Source organism: Streptosporangium sp. LJ11 (genome assembly GCF_051918945.1).
Taxonomy (GTDB): domain Bacteria; phylum Actinomycetota; class Actinomycetes; order Streptosporangiales; family Streptosporangiaceae; genus Streptosporangium.
Map to the genome: position 1 here is coordinate 185,992 of NZ_JBPXMB010000002.1, position 18,876 is coordinate 204,867.

General features: G+C 70.7%; 16 protein-coding genes and 1 riboswitch. Of the genes, 10 read left to right on the plus strand and 6 right to left on the minus strand.

The features are described from left to right. Positions 1-3: 3 nt before the first annotated feature. The 3 genes from ACTOQ3_RS03410 to ACTOQ3_RS03420 all read right to left on the minus strand — a co-directional run bounded on the left by ACTOQ3_RS03410 (position 4) and on the right by ACTOQ3_RS03420 (position 3,921). The gene (locus ACTOQ3_RS03410) at positions 4-984 is read right to left on the minus strand and encodes an ABC transporter permease (protein ID WP_440081945.1); all 981 of its coding nucleotides are present in this window, start codon (positions 982-984) and stop codon (positions 4-6) included. A gap of 123 nt (positions 985-1,107) precedes the next feature. Continuing rightward, positions 1,108-2,901, minus strand: coding sequence for an ABC transporter substrate-binding protein (locus ACTOQ3_RS03415; RefSeq protein ID WP_440081946.1), 1,794 nt, complete (start codon positions 2,899-2,901; stop codon positions 1,108-1,110). Between the two features lie 18 nt (positions 2,902-2,919). Then, positions 2,920-3,921 carry an ABC transporter permease gene (locus tag ACTOQ3_RS03420; RefSeq protein ID WP_440081947.1) on the minus strand — a complete coding sequence of 334 codons (1,002 nt, stop codon included), beginning with the start codon at positions 3,919-3,921 and terminating at the stop codon, positions 2,920-2,922. Between the two features lie 342 nt (positions 3,922-4,263). Between ACTOQ3_RS03420 and ACTOQ3_RS03425 the strand changes: the two genes are divergently transcribed. The 6 genes from ACTOQ3_RS03425 (at position 4,264) to ACTOQ3_RS03450 (ending at position 11,436) form a co-directional block, all read left to right on the plus strand. After that, a complete protein-coding gene (locus ACTOQ3_RS03425) occupies positions 4,264-5,079 on the plus strand; it encodes an oxygenase MpaB family protein (RefSeq protein WP_440081948.1) in 816 nt (271 codons plus the stop codon). A 132-nt stretch (positions 5,080-5,211) separates the two neighbouring features. Next, positions 5,212-5,342: riboswitch (FMN riboswitch) on the plus strand. A gap of 415 nt (positions 5,343-5,757) precedes the next feature. Continuing rightward, positions 5,758-6,402, plus strand: coding sequence for a riboflavin synthase (locus ACTOQ3_RS03430; RefSeq protein ID WP_440081949.1), 645 nt, complete (start codon positions 5,758-5,760; stop codon positions 6,400-6,402). 143 nt (positions 6,403-6,545) lie between these two features. Further along, positions 6,546-7,763 (plus strand): bifunctional 3,4-dihydroxy-2-butanone-4-phosphate synthase/GTP cyclohydrolase II, encoded by a 1,218-nt coding sequence (locus tag ACTOQ3_RS03435; protein ID WP_440081950.1) that lies wholly within the window; start codon positions 6,546-6,548, stop codon positions 7,761-7,763. A 46-nt stretch (positions 7,764-7,809) separates the two neighbouring features. Next, the gene (ribH, locus tag ACTOQ3_RS03440; protein WP_440081951.1) at positions 7,810-8,280 is read left to right on the plus strand and encodes a 6,7-dimethyl-8-ribityllumazine synthase; all 471 of its coding nucleotides are present in this window, start codon (positions 7,810-7,812) and stop codon (positions 8,278-8,280) included. 137 nt (positions 8,281-8,417) lie between these two features. Then, on the plus strand, positions 8,418-8,876 hold the full coding sequence (locus tag ACTOQ3_RS03445) for a PH domain-containing protein (RefSeq protein WP_440081952.1): 459 nt from the start codon (positions 8,418-8,420) through the stop codon (positions 8,874-8,876). 331 nt (positions 8,877-9,207) lie between these two features. After that, complete coding sequence (locus ACTOQ3_RS03450) at positions 9,208-11,436, plus strand: glycoside hydrolase family 9 protein (RefSeq protein ID WP_440081953.1); 2,229 nt, start codon at positions 9,208-9,210, stop codon at positions 11,434-11,436. A gap of 276 nt (positions 11,437-11,712) precedes the next feature. Here ACTOQ3_RS03450 and ACTOQ3_RS03455 read toward each other — a convergent pair whose 3' ends face one another. Then, the gene (locus ACTOQ3_RS03455) at positions 11,713-12,381 is read right to left on the minus strand and encodes a potassium channel family protein (protein ID WP_440081954.1); all 669 of its coding nucleotides are present in this window, start codon (positions 12,379-12,381) and stop codon (positions 11,713-11,715) included. Beyond that, positions 12,374-13,714, minus strand: coding sequence for a TrkH family potassium uptake protein (locus tag ACTOQ3_RS03460; protein WP_440081955.1), 1,341 nt, complete (start codon positions 13,712-13,714; stop codon positions 12,374-12,376). The genes ACTOQ3_RS03455 and ACTOQ3_RS03460 overlap by 8 nt, the downstream gene beginning before the upstream one ends. 201 nt (positions 13,715-13,915) lie before the next feature. On the opposite strand from ACTOQ3_RS03460, the gene ACTOQ3_RS03465 reads away from it, so the two are divergent. The 4 genes from ACTOQ3_RS03465 to ACTOQ3_RS03480 all read left to right on the plus strand — a co-directional run bounded on the left by ACTOQ3_RS03465 (position 13,916) and on the right by ACTOQ3_RS03480 (position 17,867). Continuing rightward, positions 13,916-14,812 carry an AAA family ATPase gene (locus ACTOQ3_RS03465; protein ID WP_440081956.1) on the plus strand — a complete coding sequence of 299 codons (897 nt, stop codon included), beginning with the start codon at positions 13,916-13,918 and terminating at the stop codon, positions 14,810-14,812. 133 nt (positions 14,813-14,945) lie between these two features. Next, entirely contained in the window at positions 14,946-16,016 is a 1,071-nt protein-coding gene (locus ACTOQ3_RS03470; RefSeq protein ID WP_440082175.1) for a vWA domain-containing protein, read from the plus strand. Further along, positions 16,009-17,115, plus strand: coding sequence for an XdhC family protein (locus ACTOQ3_RS03475; RefSeq protein ID WP_440081957.1), 1,107 nt, complete (start codon positions 16,009-16,011; stop codon positions 17,113-17,115). The genes ACTOQ3_RS03470 and ACTOQ3_RS03475 overlap by 8 nt, the downstream gene beginning before the upstream one ends. Positions 17,116-17,249: 134 nt before the next feature. Continuing rightward, a complete protein-coding gene (locus ACTOQ3_RS03480) occupies positions 17,250-17,867 on the plus strand; it encodes a nucleotidyltransferase family protein (protein ID WP_440082176.1) in 618 nt (205 codons plus the stop codon). On the opposite strand, the gene ACTOQ3_RS03485 is transcribed toward ACTOQ3_RS03480, so the two are convergent. Next, positions 17,847-18,740 carry an endonuclease/exonuclease/phosphatase family protein gene (locus tag ACTOQ3_RS03485; RefSeq protein WP_440081958.1) on the minus strand — a complete coding sequence of 298 codons (894 nt, stop codon included), beginning with the start codon at positions 18,738-18,740 and terminating at the stop codon, positions 17,847-17,849. The two genes, ACTOQ3_RS03480 and ACTOQ3_RS03485, sit on opposite strands and share 21 nt — an antisense overlap. Positions 18,741-18,876 lie beyond the last annotated feature (136 nt).

Below are 18,876 nucleotides of genomic sequence, written 5' to 3' on the forward strand. Positions count from 1 at the left end.
CTCCTAGCTCAGCCGCACGCGGGGGTCGATGAAGGCGTACATGATGTCGACGATGATGTTGAAGACGACGATCGCGGCGGCCGCGACGAGCACCGTCGCCATCAGCATGGGCAGGTCGGAGTTGGTGACCGCCTTGACCGACAGCTGGCCGAGCCCCTGGAGGCCGAAGGTCTGCTCGGTGATGATCGCGCCGCCGATCAGCGCGCCGAGGTCCACGCCGAAGATCGTGATGATGGGGGTCAGCGTGCCGCGCATCGCGAAACGCATCACCACGCTGCGGCCGGACATGCCCTTGGCCCGCGCGGTGCGCACGTAGTCCTCGCTGAGCTGTTCCACCATCGTCGAGCGGGTCATGCGGGTGTAGTTGGCGGTGAAGATGATCGCCAGCACCAGCCACGGCAGCAACAGGCCGGTGGCCCAGCCGACGGGGTCCTGGGTGAACTCCACGTACTTGGGACGCCAGAAGATCTGGTTCTGGTAGACGAGGAAGTACAGGGCGAGGGTGCCGATGAAGTAGATCTGCACGGAGGCGCCGATGAGGGACGACACACTGGCGATCTTGTCCAGCGGCTTGCCCTGCTTGAGCGCCGCGATGATGCCGGTGGCCACGCCGAAGGTGAGGAAGACGACCGCCGCGCCGATGGTGAGCGAGATGGTCAGCGGGAGCCGGTCCAGGATCGTCTCGAACACCGGTGCGCGGTTGACGAAGGAGAAGCCGAGGCAGGGGGCGGGGCAGTCGCCCAGGCCCCCGTAGTCGCGGCCGACGAAGATCCCGGCCAGCCAGGCCACGAACTGGGCGAACAGGGGCTGATCCAGTCCCAGGTTGTGCCGCGCCTGCTCCAGCAGCTCCGGCGGGCAGACCTTGCCGCAGGCGAGTCTCGCCGGGTCGGCGGGCACGGCGAAGAAGAGGAAGAACGTGACCGCGGAGATGATCACGAGTGTGACCGCGGCGCCGAGCATGCGGCGAGTGATGAATGGAAGCATTGCCTGTTTTCCCGAGGTGGCTGGGACCGTTGGGGCCGGGGAGGCCCTTGGCCGTGGCCTCGCGGGGATGTCGTCATCCCCGCGAGGCCACGGCCGCCGGTTCTCCTACGGTTTCGCGAGCCGCTACGGCTTCACGAAGATGCTGTTGGGCGAGACGACCCACGACTGCGGGTCGATCTCGGCGCCACCGACCTTGGAGCCGTGCAGGGTGTTGGCGATCCGGTTCTCGGCGACGACCAGCGGGGTGATCGTCTCCTGGATCTTCTTGTCCAGCGCCATCCACGCCTTGTTCTGGGCGTCGATGTCGGTCATGGCGGTGATCTCCTCCATCTCCTTGGTGATGGCCTCGTCCTTCAGGTGCGAGTAGTTCGGCGCACCGTCGGCGATCGGGCCGAAGATGACGGGCAGGACCGTCGTGCCGGACGGCCAGTCGGCGCCCCAGCCACCCCAGTAGAGGTCGAACTCGTTCTTCACCTTGCCGATGGAGTCGTAGTAGGTCTTACGGTCCAGGGGCTTGACCACGACCTTGATGCCGGCCTTCTCCAGGGCGTTCTTGATCACGACGGTGACCTGCTCCTGGACGGGCGTCTGGTTGTAGGCGTAGACGATGGTCGGCGTCGGGTTGGTCGACTCGGCGAGCAGTTGCTTGGCCTTCTCGACGTCACCCTCGGGCTTGGCCGCCTTGCCGAACAGGTCGTAGGACTCGTAGCCGACCGTGGTGTTCTCGTTCAGGATCGTGGTGGGCAGCGCCGCCGCGGCCGGGCCGCCCATGACCTGCTGGATCTGCTTGGACGGCCACACGTGGTTGATGGCCTGGCGGATCTTGATGTCCTTCACCCGGTCAAGGTTGAAGTAGTAGTAGTTGCCGTACGGCGAGGGGCTCTTCATCAGGCGGGGGGCCAGGCTGGCGTCGCCGAGGACCTGCTGCAGACGCTCCGGCGGGACGGTCGCGTAGAAGGTGAACGCGGTCTGGTCCGGGCCGGTGTCGGCGATCAGGCGGTCGGTGATCTGCAGGTTCTCCTGGCCGAACTCCAGGCGCCACTTGTCGGGGTAGGCGCCGCGGATCGGGTCGGTGGCCGGGTCCCAGTTCGGGTTGCGCTCCAGGTCCATCGACTTGTCGACGACGTGGCTCTTGATGATGTACGGGCCGCTGGAGACGGGCTTCTTGTCGTACGCCTCCTTGGTGTCCTTCTCCTTGGGCACGATGCCGTAGCCGCCCATGGCGAAGGCGTAGTTGGCGTCGGCGTGCGGGGTCTTGAACTTGTAGACGATCGTCTTGTCGTCCGGCGTCTCGATGCTGTCAAGACGCTTGCCGTCGTACGGGCCCTGGTAGGCCTTCTTGTGGTCGACCTCGGTCAGCCACTGCTGGATGTAGGTCGGGCCCTGGGTGACGAACGGGGCGAACGTCCGCTCCATGCTCCACTTCACGTCCTCGGACGTGATCGGGGTGCCGTCCTCCCACTTCACGCCGTCCTTGAGGGTGAAGGTCCAGGTCTTGCCGCCCTCGGACGAGGTGCCGGAGTCGGTGGCCAGGTCGCCGACCAGCTTGTAGTCGCCGGGGCCGACGCGCTTGTAGCCGGTCAAGGTACGGCCGATGAGCAGGCCGAAGTTCGACATGGTGTTGACGTAGACCTGCGCGGGGTCGAGGTGGCCGATGTCGTCACGGTCGATCATCGTGACGGTGCCGCCCTTGACGACGCCCTCGGGCTCGATGGCAGGGCCCTTGGAGTCGTCGGCCGTGCCGACGGTGATCGTCGGCGGCTTGTAGGACGCCGCGGGGGCCGGCGCGCCGGACTCGCCGGACGCCGCGCCGCTGGGGGCCGCGGGCGCGCCCTGGTTGCCCTGGGCGCAGGCACCGGTGAGTGCGAGCGCGCCTATGGCGAGGACGGCCATCGCTGACCGCGTACGGACTTTCATCTTTCTCCTATTTCCGATCTAGCGCTTGAGCTTGGGGTCGAAGGCATCGCGAACCGAGTCACCCAGGAGGTTGAACGCGATCACGAAGATCAGAAGGGCGACACCGGGGAATATCAGATAGGTGATGTCGTTCTGATAGATCTCGGTGCCGCGGCGGAACATGCGGCCCCAGTCGGGGATGGGCTCGATCATGCCGACGCCCAGGAAGGAGAGCGCCGCCTCGGCCGTCACCAGCGCGGGGAGCAGCAGCGTCGACTGGATCAGGATCGGGGTCCAGAGGTTCGGCAGCAGCTCCTTGAACACGATCCTGGCGGGAGAGGCCCCGGTGACCTTCGCGGCCTCGACGAACTCCCGCTCGCGCAGGGAGAGCACCTGGCCGCGCAGCAGCCGCGCGAGGCCGGCCCACTGGAACACGGTCAGCGCGATCACCAGGGTGACCGCCCGCAGCCAGATCGGCGTCTCCTCGTCCGGCCTGACGAACAGGTTCTCCACGACCGGCATGAACGCGATGATGAAGAGCACCGAGGGGAACGACAGGACGATGTCGATCAGGCGGCCGATGAAGTAGTCGGTCTTGCCTCCGGCGTACCCGGCGACGATGCCCATCACGATGCCGATCGCCGTCGCGATGATCGTCGCGGTCACCGCGATCGACAGGGAGGTCCTGATCCCGTAGACGAGCTGGGTGAACACGTCCCGGCCCAGACCGGGCTCGATGCCGAACCAGAACTCCGAGCTGATGCCGCCGTTGGGCAGGATCGGGTAGCCGTAGTCGTTCAGCAGGCCCGGCATGTCCTGGCCGTACAGGACGTAGGGGTCCTTGCCGTACAGCCAGGCGATGACCGGAGCGAGGAGCGCGACCAGGAAGAAGAAGATCACCACCGCGGCCGAGACGATGCCGGTACGGTCGCGTCGGAAGCGCAGCCACATCAGCTGCCCGGGTGAGCGGCCCACCGTCTCCGGTGTCTTCGCCGCCGGCACCTCCCCGGTCGTGGTCGTGGCTGGTGCAGGGATGGTCATCGTGCGGGGGCTCCCAACGAGCATGGTGAGCGGGATCCCTGGAACCATTGCAAAGCAGACCAGGACAATCAATGGCCTGGTCATTACTCATTTTTTTGTTGTATAACGTCCACCTGTTTGTGGCTGCAATTCCGTTGACGTGGACAGGGGGTGACGTGGGATGATAGGGCTCCCGAAGGCCGGTATTCACGGATTTGTGACACATTCATGACGTGGCCGTGACGGCTTTGTCCGGGTATAACCCTGCTTGTGTCACAAGCCCGATACAGTGTTACAGGCTTAATACACGAGGTGTGTCGGACCGCTTCGCGGGGTAACCCTCCACTCGCCGGGAGGTGGAGCATGGATCACGGCCTGTTCGGACCCGATTCGGTGACCTGGAAGGTGATGGGCGAGCCGATCCTGCTCGTCGGGGGCTTCCGCGCGCTGCTCATGCAGGGCCTGCACCCCCGGGCGATGCGCGGGGTCGCCCAGAACTCGTCGCTCATGGACCCGGCCGAGGCGTGGTCCCGCTTCGTGCGCACCACCGAGTTCGTCCGGGTGCGCACCTACGGCACGACCAGGGAGGTCGCCCGCGCCGGGGCCAGGGTCAGGAAGATCCACGCGAGTCTCACCGCCCTCGACCTCGACACCGGCGAGCGGTTCCGCCTCGACGACCCCGACGCACTGCTCTGGGTCCACGTCGGCGAGGTCGACTCCTACCTGTCGGTCGCCCGGCGCGCGGGAGTGCGCCTGACGGACGACGAGGCCGACAGGTTCGTCGCCGAGTGGCGTCGCGCGGCCGAGGTGGTCGGCCTGCGTCCCGAGGACGTGCCCGGCTCGGTCGGCGAGATGGACGACTACATCCGGGCCTGCCGCCCCGGCCTCTACTTCGCCCCCGAGGTGCCCCACCCGCTCCGGCGGTCGCTCAACGCGCCGCTCCCGGCCCGCCTGACCCCGCTCAAGCCGATGTTCCCCATGCTCACCGTGCTCGCCTTCGCGACCCTGCCGCGCTGGGCCCGCAGGCTGTACGGCCTGCCCGCGACCCCGCTGGGCGATCTGTGGGCGACGGCCTCCCTGCGGGCCCTGCAGACCGGGATCGGCCTGGTGCCCGCGCCGGTGCGCTACTCCCCGGACGCGCGAAGGGCGCGGAAGGCGGTCGCGGAGCGCGCGGCGTGATCACAGCAAGTGCCCGCTTGTTCCACATCATGGAAGGTGTGTCGTCCGGTTTTCCGGACATGGCACACTGGTAGTGGTAGTGGAGGGTGAACCGTCCGCGGTGCGCCCTCCGCGAGAACGAGCAAGACAGAGCAGCGTGCTCCGGGGTCGGTGAAATTCCGAGCCGGCGGTTACAGTCCGCGACCCGGTCGAAGCCATCGACCGGTTGACCTGGTGAAACTCCAGGACCGACGGTTAAAGTCCGGATGGGAGGAAGCGCGCGAGCGGAGAGTGTCTTCGGGCACCCTCCGCTGATCGGGTGTATGCACCCGTTGATCCCCCGGGGCCCGCCGTGGCAAAAAGCTACTGGCGAGTAGGAGACCTCGGGTGACTGATCCGGCGCGGACGCGCCAGGCGGTCGGGCGTGCCCCTCATGGGCGCGGCGCCGTCGGCCCCCACCATTCCCCACATTCCCCGCATTCCCCGTCCCGCCGCACCCGGTCCGGGCGCGGCGGCACATCCCTCTTTTCCGGCGCGCCCCGCTTTCCCGGCGCACGCCCTTCCGGGCCCTGTATCTCCGGGCCCCGTACCTCCGAGTCCCGTACCTCCGAGTCCCGTACCTCCGGACCTCGTGTTTCCGGACCTCGGACGACCTTCCCGTGCCCGGCCGTCCGGGCGATCCCCCAGAAGGAGCTGTGAATGTTCACCGGAATCGTCGAAGAACTGGGGGAGATCGCCGGGATCGAGCCGCTGAGCGACGCGGCCCGGCTGTCGATCCGCGGCAAGACGGTCACCGCGGACGCCGGGCACGGTGACTCGATCGCCGTCAACGGCGTCTGCCTGACCGTGGTGGACGTCGCGGGCGAGGTGTTCACCGCCGACGTGATGAAGGAGACCCTCGACCGCAGCTCCCTCGGCGCGCTGAGCCCCGGCTCCCCGGTCAACCTGGAGCGCGCGGTCCGCGCCGACCAGCGGCTGGGCGGCCACATCGTGCAGGGCCACGTGGACGGGACGGGTGTCCTGCTGTCGCGGGAGCCCGCCGAGCACTGGGAGGTCGTCCGGATCTCCCTCCCGCCGGAGCTCGACCGCTACGTGGTCGAGAAGGGCTCGATCGCGGTCGACGGCATCAGCCTGACCGTCATGAGCGTGGGCTCCGGCGGCTTCGCGGTCAGCCTGATCCCCACCACCCTGAGCCTGACCACCCTCGGCGCGAAGCGGCCGGGCGACCCGGTGAACCTCGAGGTCGACGTGATCGCCAAGCACGTGGAGAAACTCGTCGGCGCGTACGCCCCGGCCGGTGGGCCCGCCAGGGACGCCGCGACGGACCAGGGAGAAAGGCCGTGAAGCACCTTGAAACGGAATCCGAGGCCGCCGAGACCGGAAGCCTCCGGAGAGACCGGGCCGGAAGCACCGGACGCACCGGCCGGACGCGTCAACCGGCTCAAGGAGTACCGGCCGAAGGCCGTGCTCGTCATCGAGGAGATCTTGTGATCAAGCTGGACCCGATCGAGCGGGCGATCGCCGACATCCGCGAGGGCAGGGCCATCGTGGTCGTCGACGACGAGAACCGCGAGAACGAGGGCGACATCATCTTCGCCGCGTCCAAGGCCACCCCGGAACTGCTGGCCTTCACCATCCGGCACAGCAGCGGCGTGGTCTGCGTGCCGATGCGCGGCGAGGACCTCGACAGGCTCGGCCTGCCGCTGATGGTGTACGACAACAAGGAGCGCCTGCGCACCGCGTACACGATCAGCGTGGACGCCAGGGACGGGGTGAGCACCGGCATCTCCGCCGCCGACAGGGCCCGCACGATCCGTACCCTGGCCGACTCGGCGACCGAGCCGTCCGAGCTGGTACGGCCGGGGCACGTCTTCCCGCTCCGCTACCGGGAGGGCGGCGTGCTGACCCGGCGCGGACACACCGAGGCGTCCGTGGACCTGGCCAGGCTCGCCGGGCTGAGCGAGGCGGGCGTGCTCGCCGAGGTCGTCAACGACGACGGCACCATGATGCGGCTGCCGGAGCTGCGCGACTTCTGCGACGAGCACGACCTGGCGCTCGTCTCGATCGAGCAGCTGGTGGAGTTCAGGCGCCGGACCGAGCGGATGGTGACCAGGGTCGCCGAGACGCGGCTGCCGAACAGGTACGGCGAGTGGCGGGCCTACGGCTTCGCGAGCTCGCTGGACGGCGGCGAGCACCTGGCCCTGGTCCTCGGCGACATCGAGGACGGCGAGAACGTCATGGTCCGGGCGCACTCCGAGTGCCTGACCGGCGACGTGCTCGGGTCGCTGCGGTGCGACTGCGGGGTGCAGCTCGACCACGCCATGTCGCGGATCGCCGCCGAGGGGCGGGGTGTGGTCGTCTACCTGCGCGGGCACGAGGGACGCGGGATCGGGTTGCTGGCCAAGCTCAGGGCGTACAGCCTCCAGGACGGCGGCAGCGACACCGTCGACGCCAACCTGGAGCTCGGGCTGCCGGTGGACGCCCGGGAGTTCTCCAACGCCGGGCAGATCCTCGCCGACCTGGGCGTGAAGTCGGTCCGGCTGCTGACCAACAACCCGGCCAAGCTGCGCGGCATGGACGGTTACGGCATCAAGGTGCTCGGCCGCGAGCCCATGCCGGTGGCGATGAACCCGTACAACGAGAAATACCTGTCGGCCAAGCGCGACCGCCTCGGCCACGAGATCCCCAGGGAAGAAGAAGCATGAGCGAACGATCAGGCCAGGCGGAGCGGAGCGGGTACGAGGTGATCGCGTGAGCGGGGACGGGCGGCCGGTGGCCGGGGCCGTCGAGGCCGAGGGGCTGACCGTCGGCGTCGTCGCCGCCCGCTGGCACGAGAAGATCACCGATCAGCTCGTGGCGCGGGCCGAGCAGGCGGGCAGGGACAGCGGCGCGGCGGTGACCGTGGTGCGGGTGGCCGGATCGCTGGAGATCCCGGTCGTGGCGCAGGTCCTGGCCAGGAAGTACGACGCGGTCGTCGCCCTCGGGGTCGTGATCCGCGGCGAGACCCCCCACTTCGACTACGTGTGCGACTCCGTCACCTCGGGCCTGACCCGGGTCTCCCTCGACGAGGAGGTCCCGGTCGGCAACGGCGTGCTGACCTGCGAGTCCCTCGACCAGGCCCTCGACAGGTCGGGGCTGCCGGGCAGCCACGAGGACAAGGGCTACGAGGCCACCGTCGCAGCCCTGGGGACGGCGCTGCTGCTGCGGGAGCTCCGCGCCTAGCGCCGCCGCCGTACGGGCCCGCCCCGCCGTGCCGTGTGATCGGCCCGGCGGGGCCGTGCGGTAGGTTTCCCTCGGCGCCGTGACCAGCGGTCGCAGCCGTTCCGACCGGTGGTCTTCCAAAGGATCGTGATCTGAGAGTGAGCCCGGAGAGCGTCTCCCCGCCCCCGCTGCCCGTCGTGTGGCGGCCCAGGAAGGGCCGGATCGCGGCATACGGCTTCGCGGGCCTGATCATGCTCGGCGCGGTGCTGATGGCGGCCTTCCTGTCCGAGCCGTTCACCCTGGCCGACAGGCTCGCGATGGTCGGGCTGGGCGGGGTGGTCGCCTGGGTCCTGCACCTGCTGGGACGGGTCCGGGTGGAGGCCGACGAGGAGGGGGTCACCGTCGTCAACCCGCTGCGGGTGCATCGCTACGAGTGGCCCGAGGTGCTCGGGGTATCCCTGGTCGACCACGAGCCCTGGGCGAAGATCGACTTCGCCGACGGGGCCACGGTCGGCGCGATGGGCCTGCAGGGGTCGGAGAAGGAGCGTACGGTCCGTCAGGTCCGCGAGCTCGCCGCCCTCATCAGGGAGCGCGGCGAGGCGTCGGAGACCCGCTGAGCCGTCGTACGGGGGCTCAGGGTCCTTGTGGCCTGCCGGGCCTGCCGGGCCGAGCCCTCTCGGGAGTCCCGGCACCGGCGGGCTTGGCGATGCGCGCGAGCGTGACCTCCTGGCGGGGACGCGGGGATGCGTGGATGCGTCCGGGTCGTGGGAAAAGCGGGCACGCCGAGATTCTGCGAATCGCCGAAACCCATGAAAGTTACACGGTCATTCGCCGGGAGTATCGCTTCGAGCTGCACGAAATGCCGTGCTCAATGGCGGCGGCTGTCTTTTTCCGGCCTGAGGGTTCCAAGATGCGAAGCCCACGTAGTACAGGCCGAGAGGACTCCACGTGAACACGTCAGGCCGGATTCGGCTGTCGGCGGCGGCGCTGGCCGCAGCCTTGGCCGCGGCATCGATCACCGCGGTCGTCACCACAGGAACCGCCAACGCCCTTGTCCGACCGGCGCTCGGCCAGAACATCAAGGTCAACCAGGTCGCCTACGCGCCCGGCGCGGCCAAGCAGGCGACCGTGATCAGCAACTCTGGATCGCCGCTGGCCTGGAGCCTGCTGGACGGTTCCGACCAGGTGGTGGCCGGCGGCACCACGACCGTCTTCGGCGCCGACTCCCCCTCCGGCGACTCCGTCCACAAAATCGACTTCTCGTCCTACACCGGGACCGGCACCAACTACGTGCTCACCGTGAACAACGAGTCCAGCCACCCCTTCGACATCGGCACCGCGGCCTGGAAGAAGCTGCCCTACGACGCGCTGGCGTTCTTCTACCACCAGCGCAGCGGCATCGCGATCACCTCCCAGTACGCCGGCGGCAACCAGTACGCCCGCGCCGCCGGCCACCTGAACGTCTCTCCCAACCAGGGTGACAACAACGTGCCGTGCCGCAGCGACTGCGGCTACCGGCTGGACGTGCGCGGCGGCTGGTACGACGCAGGCGACCACGGCAAGTACGTGATCAACGGCGGCATGTCCGCCTGGCAGCTGGTCAACACCTACGAGCGGGCCAGGAACGTCCCCGGCGCCGACACCGGAGCCTTCGCCGACGGCACCATGTCCATCCCCGAGCGCGGCAACGGCGTGCCCGACATCCTGGACGAGGCCCGCTGGGAGATCGACTTCCTGCTGAAGATGCAGGTCCCCGACGGCCGCCCGCTGGCCGGCATGGCCCACCACAAGATCCACGACGCCAACTGGACCGGGCTGCCGCTGCTGCCCGCCCAGGACCCCGAGGCCCGGGTGCTGTCGGCGCCCAGCACCGCCGCCACCCTGAACCTGGCCGCCGCGGCCGCCCAGTGCGCCCGGGTGTGGGCGTCCATCGACTCCGCGTTCTCCGCCCGCTGCCTGACCGCGGCGGAGAAGGCCTACACCGCGGCCAAGGCCAATCCCTCGCGGTTCGCCCCGGCCTCCGACGGCACCGGCGGTGGCTCCTATGCCGACGGCAAGGTGACCGACGAGTTCTACTGGGCCGCCGCCGAGCTGTACGCCACCACCGGCAAGCAGGCCTACCGCACCGACCTGACCTCCTCCTCGCTGTACTACGGGCGCAGTTTCACGAACGAGGGCGCCCTGTGGGCGGAGGTCGGCAGCCTGGGCGACATCACCCTGGCGCTGGTGCCCAACGGCCTGACCTCCTCCATCGGCCAGCAGCTGCGGGCCTCCTTCGTCTCGGCCGCCGACGGCCTGCTGAACGTGATGCGCGGCCAGGGCTACCCGGTGCCCTTCCAGCCGCCCGGCGGCGGCTACATCTGGGGATCCAACAACCTGATCCTCAACAACGCCGTCGTGCTGGCCCTGGCCCACGACTTCTCCGGCGCCGAGCGGTTCCGCACCGGGGTGTTCGAGACGATGGCGTACCAGCTCGGCCGCAACCCGATGGGCTACTCCTACGTCACCGGCTACGGCGACAAGCCCTCCCGTAACGTCCACCACCGGTTCTGGGCCAACCAGATCAACTCCGCCCTGCCCATCGCGCCGCCCGGCGCCCTGGCCGGCGGCCCCAACAGCGGCCTGGAGGACCCGGTCGCCCAGCAGCGCCTCAGCGGCTGCCGGCCGCAGAAGTGCTACCTGGACGACATCGACGCCTGGTCGGTGAACGAGGTCGCCATCAACTGGAACGCGGTCCTGGCCTGGGTCGGCGCCTGGACGGCCGAAAAGGCCGGCACCGGCGACCCGACCCCCACCCCGACCCCCACCCCGACTCCCACGCCGACCCCGACGCCCACGCCCACCCCGACCCCGACGCCTACTCCGGGCGGAAAGGCCTGCGCCGCGACCTACACCGTCACCAACCAGTGGCACGACGGCTTCGGAGCCAGCGTCGAGGTGAAGAACACCGGCACCACCGCGCTCACCGGCTGGACCGTCGCGTGGACCTTCCCCAGCGGCCAGACCATCACCCAGCTGTGGAGCGGCTCGCACACCGTGAGCGGCTCGGCCGTCACCGTGGCCAACCTGTCCTGGAACGGCGCGCTGTCTTCGGGCGGCACCACCTCCTTCGGCTTCAACGGCGCCTGGTCCGGGGCCAACACCGCCCCCGCCGGGGTGACCTGCACCGCCCGGTAGGCGGCGCGGCGGGAACCCGCCGGTGCGTGACGGAGCCGAGTTCCGGTCCGCACCGGCGCGTTCCCCACCCTGTGATGCCGTCCTGGGCTCCGATGCCCGGGCCGGTGCCGCCGGCGAACGCCCTCCCTGAGGCGTCGTCCCCCGCCAGGACGACCGGGACCCGGCGACGCAGGTGACGTCCACGACGCCACGGCATCCAGCTCCAGGCCAGAGCCATGTCCGGCCCGATTTTCCGCGAATGCCACGGCACCCCTGCGAGGGCTCGGGGGCCCGCGCTCAGGTCTCCTCGGCGAACCGCTCCGCCTTGTCGGTCTCGCCCGCCACGAGCAGGGTGTCGCCGCCGTGGATCACCGTGTCGGAGGTGGCGTACGTGAACCTGCCGCCGGGTTTCTTGATCCCGACCACGGTGACCCCGTACTCGCTGCGGATGCCCAGGCTGCCCAGGCTCTTGCCGTCCGCCCACCGGGGCGCCATGGTCTTGATCAAGGCGTAGTCCTCGTCGACCTCCACGTAGTCGAGCATCCGCCCGGTGACGAGGTGCGCGACCCGCTCGCCCATGTCGTGCTCGGGCTGCACCACGTGGTGCGCGCCGACCCGCTGCAGGATCCGGCTGTGCTGCAGGCTGATCGACTTGGCCCAGATGTCGGCCACCTCCAGGTCGGCCAGGATCGAGGTGGTCAGGATGCTCGCCTCGATGTCGGTGCCGATGCCGACGACGGCCCGGCCGAACTCCCCGATGCCCAGCTGGTCGAGCGCGTCGGGATCGGTGGAGTCGGCGCACACCACGTGGGTGAGCCGCCCGGAGAAGTGCTGCACGTTCTTGGGGTCGCTGTCGACGCCGAGCACCTCGACGTCGCGGCCCGCCAGCTCCACCGCCAGCGCGCCGCCGAACCGGCCGAGACCGATCACCACGACCGCGTCGCCGCGGTTCCTCTTGTCAACCAACGAGGGGACGCTCCTCCGGATATCGGAACCGACGGGTTTGGACGTGCAGCGCCAGCGCGGCGCCCAGGGTCACCGGCCCGAGCCGCCCGACGAACATCAGGAGGGTCAGGATCAGGTGTCCCGCGGTGCCGACGTCGGCGGTGATCCCGGTCGACAGCCCGACCGTGCCGAAGGCCGAAATCACCTCGAACAGTACGCGGTCCAGCTTGAACGGGGTCACCGTCATCATCGCGAACGTGCCCACGGCGACCGACGCCACACTCAGCAGGGCGATCGTCAGCGCCTGCCGCTGCAGCTGCTCGGGAATGCGGCGGCGGCTCGCCGAGACGTCGGGCTCGCCGCGCAGCTCGGCCAGGATCACGAACCCGAGGAGCGCGAACGTCGTCACCTTGATGCCGCCCCCGGTGCTCGCGCTGCCCGCTCCGATGAACATCAGCACGTCGCTGATCAGCCAGGAGTTCTCGCTCATCTGGGAGGTGTCCACGGAGTTCAGGCCGCCGCTCCGGGTCATCGCGCTGTGGAAGAACCCGGCCATGATCCGCAGGCCGGGGGACAGGGCGCCCATCGTGCCGGGGTTGTTCCACTCGGTGGTGGTGATGGCCACCGCCCCGCCGAACAGCAGGACGGCGGTCATCCCCAGCGTGATCTTGGCGTGCAGCGTCCAGCGGGACGGGCGGCGCCAGTTCTGCCGCAGCACGGCGTAGACGGGGAAGCCGAGACCTCCGGCGACCACCGCCGTGATGAGCGGGAGGCAGATCCACGGGTCGGTGACGAACCTCATCATGCTGTCCGGCCAGAGCGCGAACCCGGCATTGGTGAATGCCGAGATCGCATGAAAAATCCCGTAATAGGCGGCGCGGCCGACCGGTTCCCCGTACCCGATCACGAAGCGGGCGGCGAGCACCGCGGCGGTCAGCGCCTCGGCGACCAGCGTGACCTTGGCGACCCCCACGATCACCCGTCGTACGTCGCCGGGACCGAGGGTCTTGGTCTCCGCCTGGGTGTTGAGGCGGGCGCGCAGGCCGAGCTTTCCTGAGACGATCACCGCGAGGATCGAGGAGAGCGTCATGATCCCGAAGCCGCCGATCTGCATCAGCGCCAGGAGCACGATCTCGCCGAAGAGCGACCAGTGCGTCGCGGTGTCGTGCACGGCGAGCCCGGTCACGCACACCGCGGAGGTGGCGGTGAACAAAGCCGACGTCCACGAGGCGCTCTGGTCCCCCTCGACCGCGACCGGCAGCGACAGCAGCCCCGTACCGGTGAGGACCACGGCCAGGAACGCCAGCACGACGACTCTGGACGGGGTGTTGATCTGGTCGAGCAGGTTCTTCACAGGGGGTGACAATACTTCTTCGAGGGAGAGCGGCGGCGTTCCCACCGGATTTCCGCCCGGCTCCCGGCTCCCGGTTTTCGGGACCTCGTGAGCCACCCGCCGCGAGGTCGGCACCGGCGTGCCGCGGGATTCCCGGAGAGCGCCGGATCCAGGGAGGGTGTGATCACGCGAGGACCCGGCCTCCGGGCGTAGCCTGAGGTGGTGGTGAGGCGGACAATCGAGGCATCCGATGTGGAATCGCCCGCGCAGCTGGCGGAACTGCTCGACGAGCGGTCGTACCTGGCCGGTGCGGGGCTCGTCACGGCGGCCTTCCTCGCGCTGCGGATGGGCCGCCCGCTGCTGCTCGAAGGCGAGGCCGGAGTCGGCAAGACCGAGCTGGCCAGGACCCTGGCCGAGGTGCTCGGGGCGCCGCTGATCCGCCTGCAGTGCTACGAGGGGCTCGACGCCTCCCAGGCGCTCTACGACTGGGACTTCGCCCGCCAGCTCCTGCACCTGAAGGCGGCGGAGGCGGGCGGCGTCACCGACGCCGCCCGGCTGGAGGGCGAGGTCTACGACCGGAGGTTCCTGATCGCCAGGCCGCTGCTGAGGGCGATCGAGACCCAGCCCGCGGTGCTGCTCATCGACGAGGTCGACCGGGCCGACGTGGAGTTCGAGGCGATCCTGCTGGAGGTGCTCTCGGACTTCGCGATCTCCGTCCCCGAGCTCGGCACGATCCGCGCCGCCCGGCCGCCGGTGGTCGTGCTGACCTCCAACCGCACTCGCGAGGTGCACGACGCGCTGAAGCGGCGCTGCCTCTACCACTGGCTGGAGCACCCCTCCTTCGAGCGGGAGGTGGCGATCCTGCGCAGGCGGCTCCCCGAGTGCTCGGGCAGCCTGGCCGAGCAGGTGGCCACGGCGACGGGACGGCTCCGCGAGGCCGATCTGATCAAGCCGCCGGGGATCGCCGAGACCCTCGACTGGACCGAGGCGCTCCTGGCACTCGGCGCCCGCGAGCTCGACCCCGACGTGGCGGCCGCCTCGCTGGGCGCCCTGCTCAAGCACAGGGAGGACCACGAGACGGTGCTCGGGAACGGATTCTTCGGTGCGTCCCGGCGCTGACGGCCCTCCCCCCGCCGGAGTGCCCTCCGCCACGGGGGCTCCCGCCACGGCTTCCCCGGTCTCCCGCGTTTCCACGGCTTCCACGGCTTCCACGGCTTTCCCGGCCGGGACCGGGGAGGACCTGGTGGCGGTCATGACCGGTTTCGCCAGAACCCTGCGCGCCGCGGGGGTGCCCGCCGACCACGAGCGGACCCAGAACCTGCTGCGCGCGCTGTCCCACCTGGACGCCTCCAGGCCCGACGACGTCTACTGGGCGGGCCGGGTCACGCTGTGCGCCTCGGCCGACGACCTGCCCCGCTACGACCGGGTCTTCCGGGCCTACTTCGGAGGGCTGCGCGCGGGCCGCGCGAGAGCGGCGGCGGTCACCGTCACCCGGCACACCGCGGCGACGCCGGGGGCACGCCCTGACCGGGGGGAGAACGGCGAGCCCCCGGCCCTCGCGGCGACCGCGAGCGCGACGGAGGTGCTGCGCACCCGGGACGTGGCCGCGATGACGGCGGCGGAGCTCGCCGAGGCGCACCGGCTGCTCGCCCTGCTGCGGGCGGGCAGGGAACGGCGCGCGTCGCGGCGCTTCCGGCCCGCCCGCAAGGGGCGGCTGGACGGCAGGGCGACCATCCGCGAGACCCTGCGCAGGGGCGGGGAGACGGCCGGGCTGCGTTACCGCGCGCGCCGGACGAGGCCCCGCAGGGTCGTGCTGCTGATCGACGTCAGCGGTTCCATGACCCCGTACGCGGACACGCTGCTCCGGCTCGCCCACGCGCTGGTCAGGTCGGAGCCGAGGGCCACCGAGGTGTTCAGCGCGGGCACCCGGCTCACCCGGCTCACCTCCGAGCTGCGCCACCGCGACCCGGCGGCCGCGATGGCCGCCGTCTCCCGGGCCATTCCCGACTGGAGCGGCGGCACCCGCCTGGGTGAGGAGCTCCGGCGGTTCCTGGCGCTGAACGACGCGGCCGGAGCGGTGGTGGTGATCGCCTCCGACGGATGGGAGCGCGGCGACGTCTCGCTGCTGGGGGCGGAGATGGCCCGGCTGTCCAGGACGGCCCACCGGGTGATCTGGGTGAACCCGCACAAGGGCCGGGAGGGCTACCGGCCGCTCACCGCGGGGATGCGGGCCGCGCTTCCCCACATCGACGACTTCGTGGCCGGGCACAGCCTGGCCGCGTTCGAGGAACTGGCGACGCTGCTGGGAGGCACGCATGCGTGACGTGTTGTCACAGATCCTGAGGTGGTGGGAGGCGGGAGAGACGTTCGGCCTGGCCACCGTGGTCGACACCTTCCGCAGCGCGCCCCGCCCGCCGGGGGCGTCCATGGCGGTGCTCGGCGACGAGGCCGAGGGCAGCGTCTCCGGAGGCTGCGTCGAGGGCGCCGTCTACGAGCTGGCCCGGGAGGTGATCTCCTCGGGCACGCCCGTCCTGCAGCGGTACGGCGTGAGCGACGACGAGGCCTTCTCCGTCGGACTGACCTGCGGCGGCATCCTGGACATCCTCGTCGAGCCCGTCTCCAAGGAGACCTTCCCCGAACTGGGGGCGGTCGCCGCCTCGGTGCTGCGGCGCGAGCCGGTGGCGGTGGCGACCGTCCTGTCGGGGCCGGGCGTGATCGGCACCCGCCGGGTCATCTGGCCGGACCGCTCCTCCGGCTCGCTGGGCGTGACCCGGCTGGACGACGCGGTGGACGACGACGTCCGGGGCATGCTGGCGCAGGGGCTGACGGGCGTCCGCAGGTACGGGGCGCGGGGACAGCGGCGGCTCGACGAGCTGTCGGTCTTCGTCCAGTCCTTCGCGCCGCCGCCCCGGATGCTGGTCTTCGGCGCGATCGACTTCGCCGCCGCGGTCGCCAGGGTCGGCAAGTTCCTCGGCTACCACGTGGTCGTGTGCGACGCCCGGCCGGTCTTCACCACGGCCAAGCGCTTCCCCGAGGCCGACGAGGTGATCGTCAAGTGGCCGCACGACTATCTCACCTCGACCGTCGTGGACGAGCGGACCGCGATCTGCGTGCTCACCCACGACCCCAAGTTCGACGTCCCCCTGCTCGAGGTCGCCCTGCGCACCCCGGCGGGCTACGTCGGCGCGATGGGCTCGCGCCGCACGCACGAGGACCGGCTGGCCAGGCTCGCCCAGGCGGGTCTGGGGGAGGCCGAGCTGAAGAGGCTCCGCTCGCCGATCGGGCTGGACCTGGGCGCGCGTACGCCCGAGGAGACGGCGATCTCCATCGCCGCCGAACTGATCCAGCTGCGCTGGGGCGGCTCCGGCCGGCCGCTGACCGACGGTTCCGGCAGGATCCACGGCGAGGGGCCGGGCGCGTGAGCGAGGAGGCGAAGACCTCGGCGGAGACACGGGCGGCGGGGACACCGGCGGAGATCCCGGCGGGGGACGGGGAAGGGGACGCCGAGGGGAGCGCGGAGGAGATCCCCGCGGGATCGGCGGGCGGGCGCCCGCCGATCGCCGGGCTGCTGCTGGCCGCCGGGTCGGGCTCGCGGCTCGGCACTCCCAAGGCGCTGGTGGAGTTCCGCGGGGAGCGGCTGGTGGACCGGGGGGTCAGGACGCTCCACGACGGCGGCTGCCGTCCCGTGGTCGTCGTGCTCGGCGCGGCCACCGTACGGGTGCGGGGAGCGGTGACCGTCCACAACCCGCGGTGGGACTCGGGAATGGGCTCCTCGCTCAGAGCCGGCCTGGACGCGATCCCCGCGACCGCCGAGCACGTGGTGATCGCCCTGGTGGACCAGCCGTTCGTCGGCCCGCGGGCGGTGCGGCGGCTCGTCGACGCGGCGGCGGAGGGCGCCTCGGTGGCCGTCGCCACCTACGGCGGCGCGCGGCGCAACCCGGTGCTGATCGCCAGGGAGCACTTCGGGGAGGTCGCCCGGCTCGCGACCGGCGACGCCGGCGCCCGCCCGTTCCTGAGAGCCCATCCCGAACTGGTTGTCGCGGTCCCCTGCGACGACGTCGCCGACCCCGCCGACATCGACACCCCGGCCGACCTGTCCGCGCTCCTGGCCGCTCGGGCTCCCGGATCTCCAGGCGGCCGGGAGGCCGGGCGGCTAGGCGGCCAGGCGCAGTGAGGCGACGGCCGCGCGGTGGTCGCTGCCCGCGGCCCGCTCGACGCCCGCCCTGGTGGCGACCATGCCGCGGTAGAGGATGTGATCGGGCCGGGTGACGGGGAAGGACGCGGGCCAGGTGAAGCCGAAACCCGTACCGGCCTCCTGCTGGGCGTCCGACAGCGGCGGCACCAGGCCGGAGCGCTTGCGGTCGGTGGTGGCGGTGTTGAGGTCGCCGAGCAGCAGCAGGTGCCGGCTGTCGTCCCTGTCGACCATCCTGCGGGCGTGGGCGAGGGTCTCGTCGCGCTGGGCGGTCTGGCCGGGCCGGGCGGAGGCGAGGTGCATGACGTACACGGTCAGCCTGCCCTTGGGGGTGACGACCACCGCGCGCAGTGCCCGCGCCCAGTCGAGGCCGATGTCGGCCTTGCGGGCCTCGGCGATCGGGAACCGGCTCCACAGGCCGACCGTGGCGATCCGGTAGCGGTAGGGGAAGCGTTCGTTGAGGGCCTTCGCCGCCGGGCCGCCGGCGGTCAGCTCCTGCACCGCGACCAGGTCGCGGTCCCTGGAGACGGACCGTATGGCGTCGGCCGAGTCGGCGTTGGTCGCGCCGACGTTGAGCGTGGCGACCGACAGGTCGCTGGGCCCGCCCGGCGGGCTGCGCAGCAGCGTCGGGCCGAACATGAGGCCCCACACGGTCGCCGGGACCATCGCGGCGAGGACCACCTGCCACGAGCGGGTGGCCAGCGCGCAGACCAGCAGGACCGGTACGGCGACCCCGAGCCAGGGGAGGAGGCTCTCCAGCACGGGTGTGAAACCGCCAAGCTCCGGCAGGAGCCGATGCCCCCCGAGGATCAGGGCGAGCGCTCCCGCCGTCACGATGATCGACCGCCTCAGCACATCGCTCCTCGTCCACCCTCCGGCGGTCACCTGCCCCCGGAACGCCAGCCCTCCCGGGGTCCCCTACCCCGGAATGCGTAGGCTACCGGCCCGGCGGCGGCGGCGCGGGGCTTGGTGCTTCGGCGGTGAGTCGATA

Coding starts and splice junctions, on each gene's coding strand:
- ACTOQ3_RS03410 (WP_440081945.1), bottom strand. CDS start 984: ATGCTTCCATTCATCACTCGCCGCATGCTCGGCGCCGCGGTCACACTC.
- ACTOQ3_RS03415 (WP_440081946.1), bottom strand. CDS start 2,901: ATGAAAGTCCGTACGCGGTCAGCGATGGCCGTCCTCGCCATAGGCGCG.
- ACTOQ3_RS03420 (WP_440081947.1), bottom strand. CDS start 3,921: ATGACCATCCCTGCACCAGCCACGACCACGACCGGGGAGGTGCCGGCG.
- ACTOQ3_RS03425 (WP_440081948.1), top strand. CDS start 4,264: ATGGATCACGGCCTGTTCGGACCCGATTCGGTGACCTGGAAGGTGATG.
- ACTOQ3_RS03430 (WP_440081949.1), top strand. CDS start 5,758: ATGTTCACCGGAATCGTCGAAGAACTGGGGGAGATCGCCGGGATCGAG.
- ACTOQ3_RS03470 (WP_440082175.1), top strand. CDS start 14,946: ATGACCGGTTTCGCCAGAACCCTGCGCGCCGCGGGGGTGCCCGCCGAC.
- ACTOQ3_RS03475 (WP_440081957.1), top strand. CDS start 16,009: ATGCGTGACGTGTTGTCACAGATCCTGAGGTGGTGGGAGGCGGGAGAG.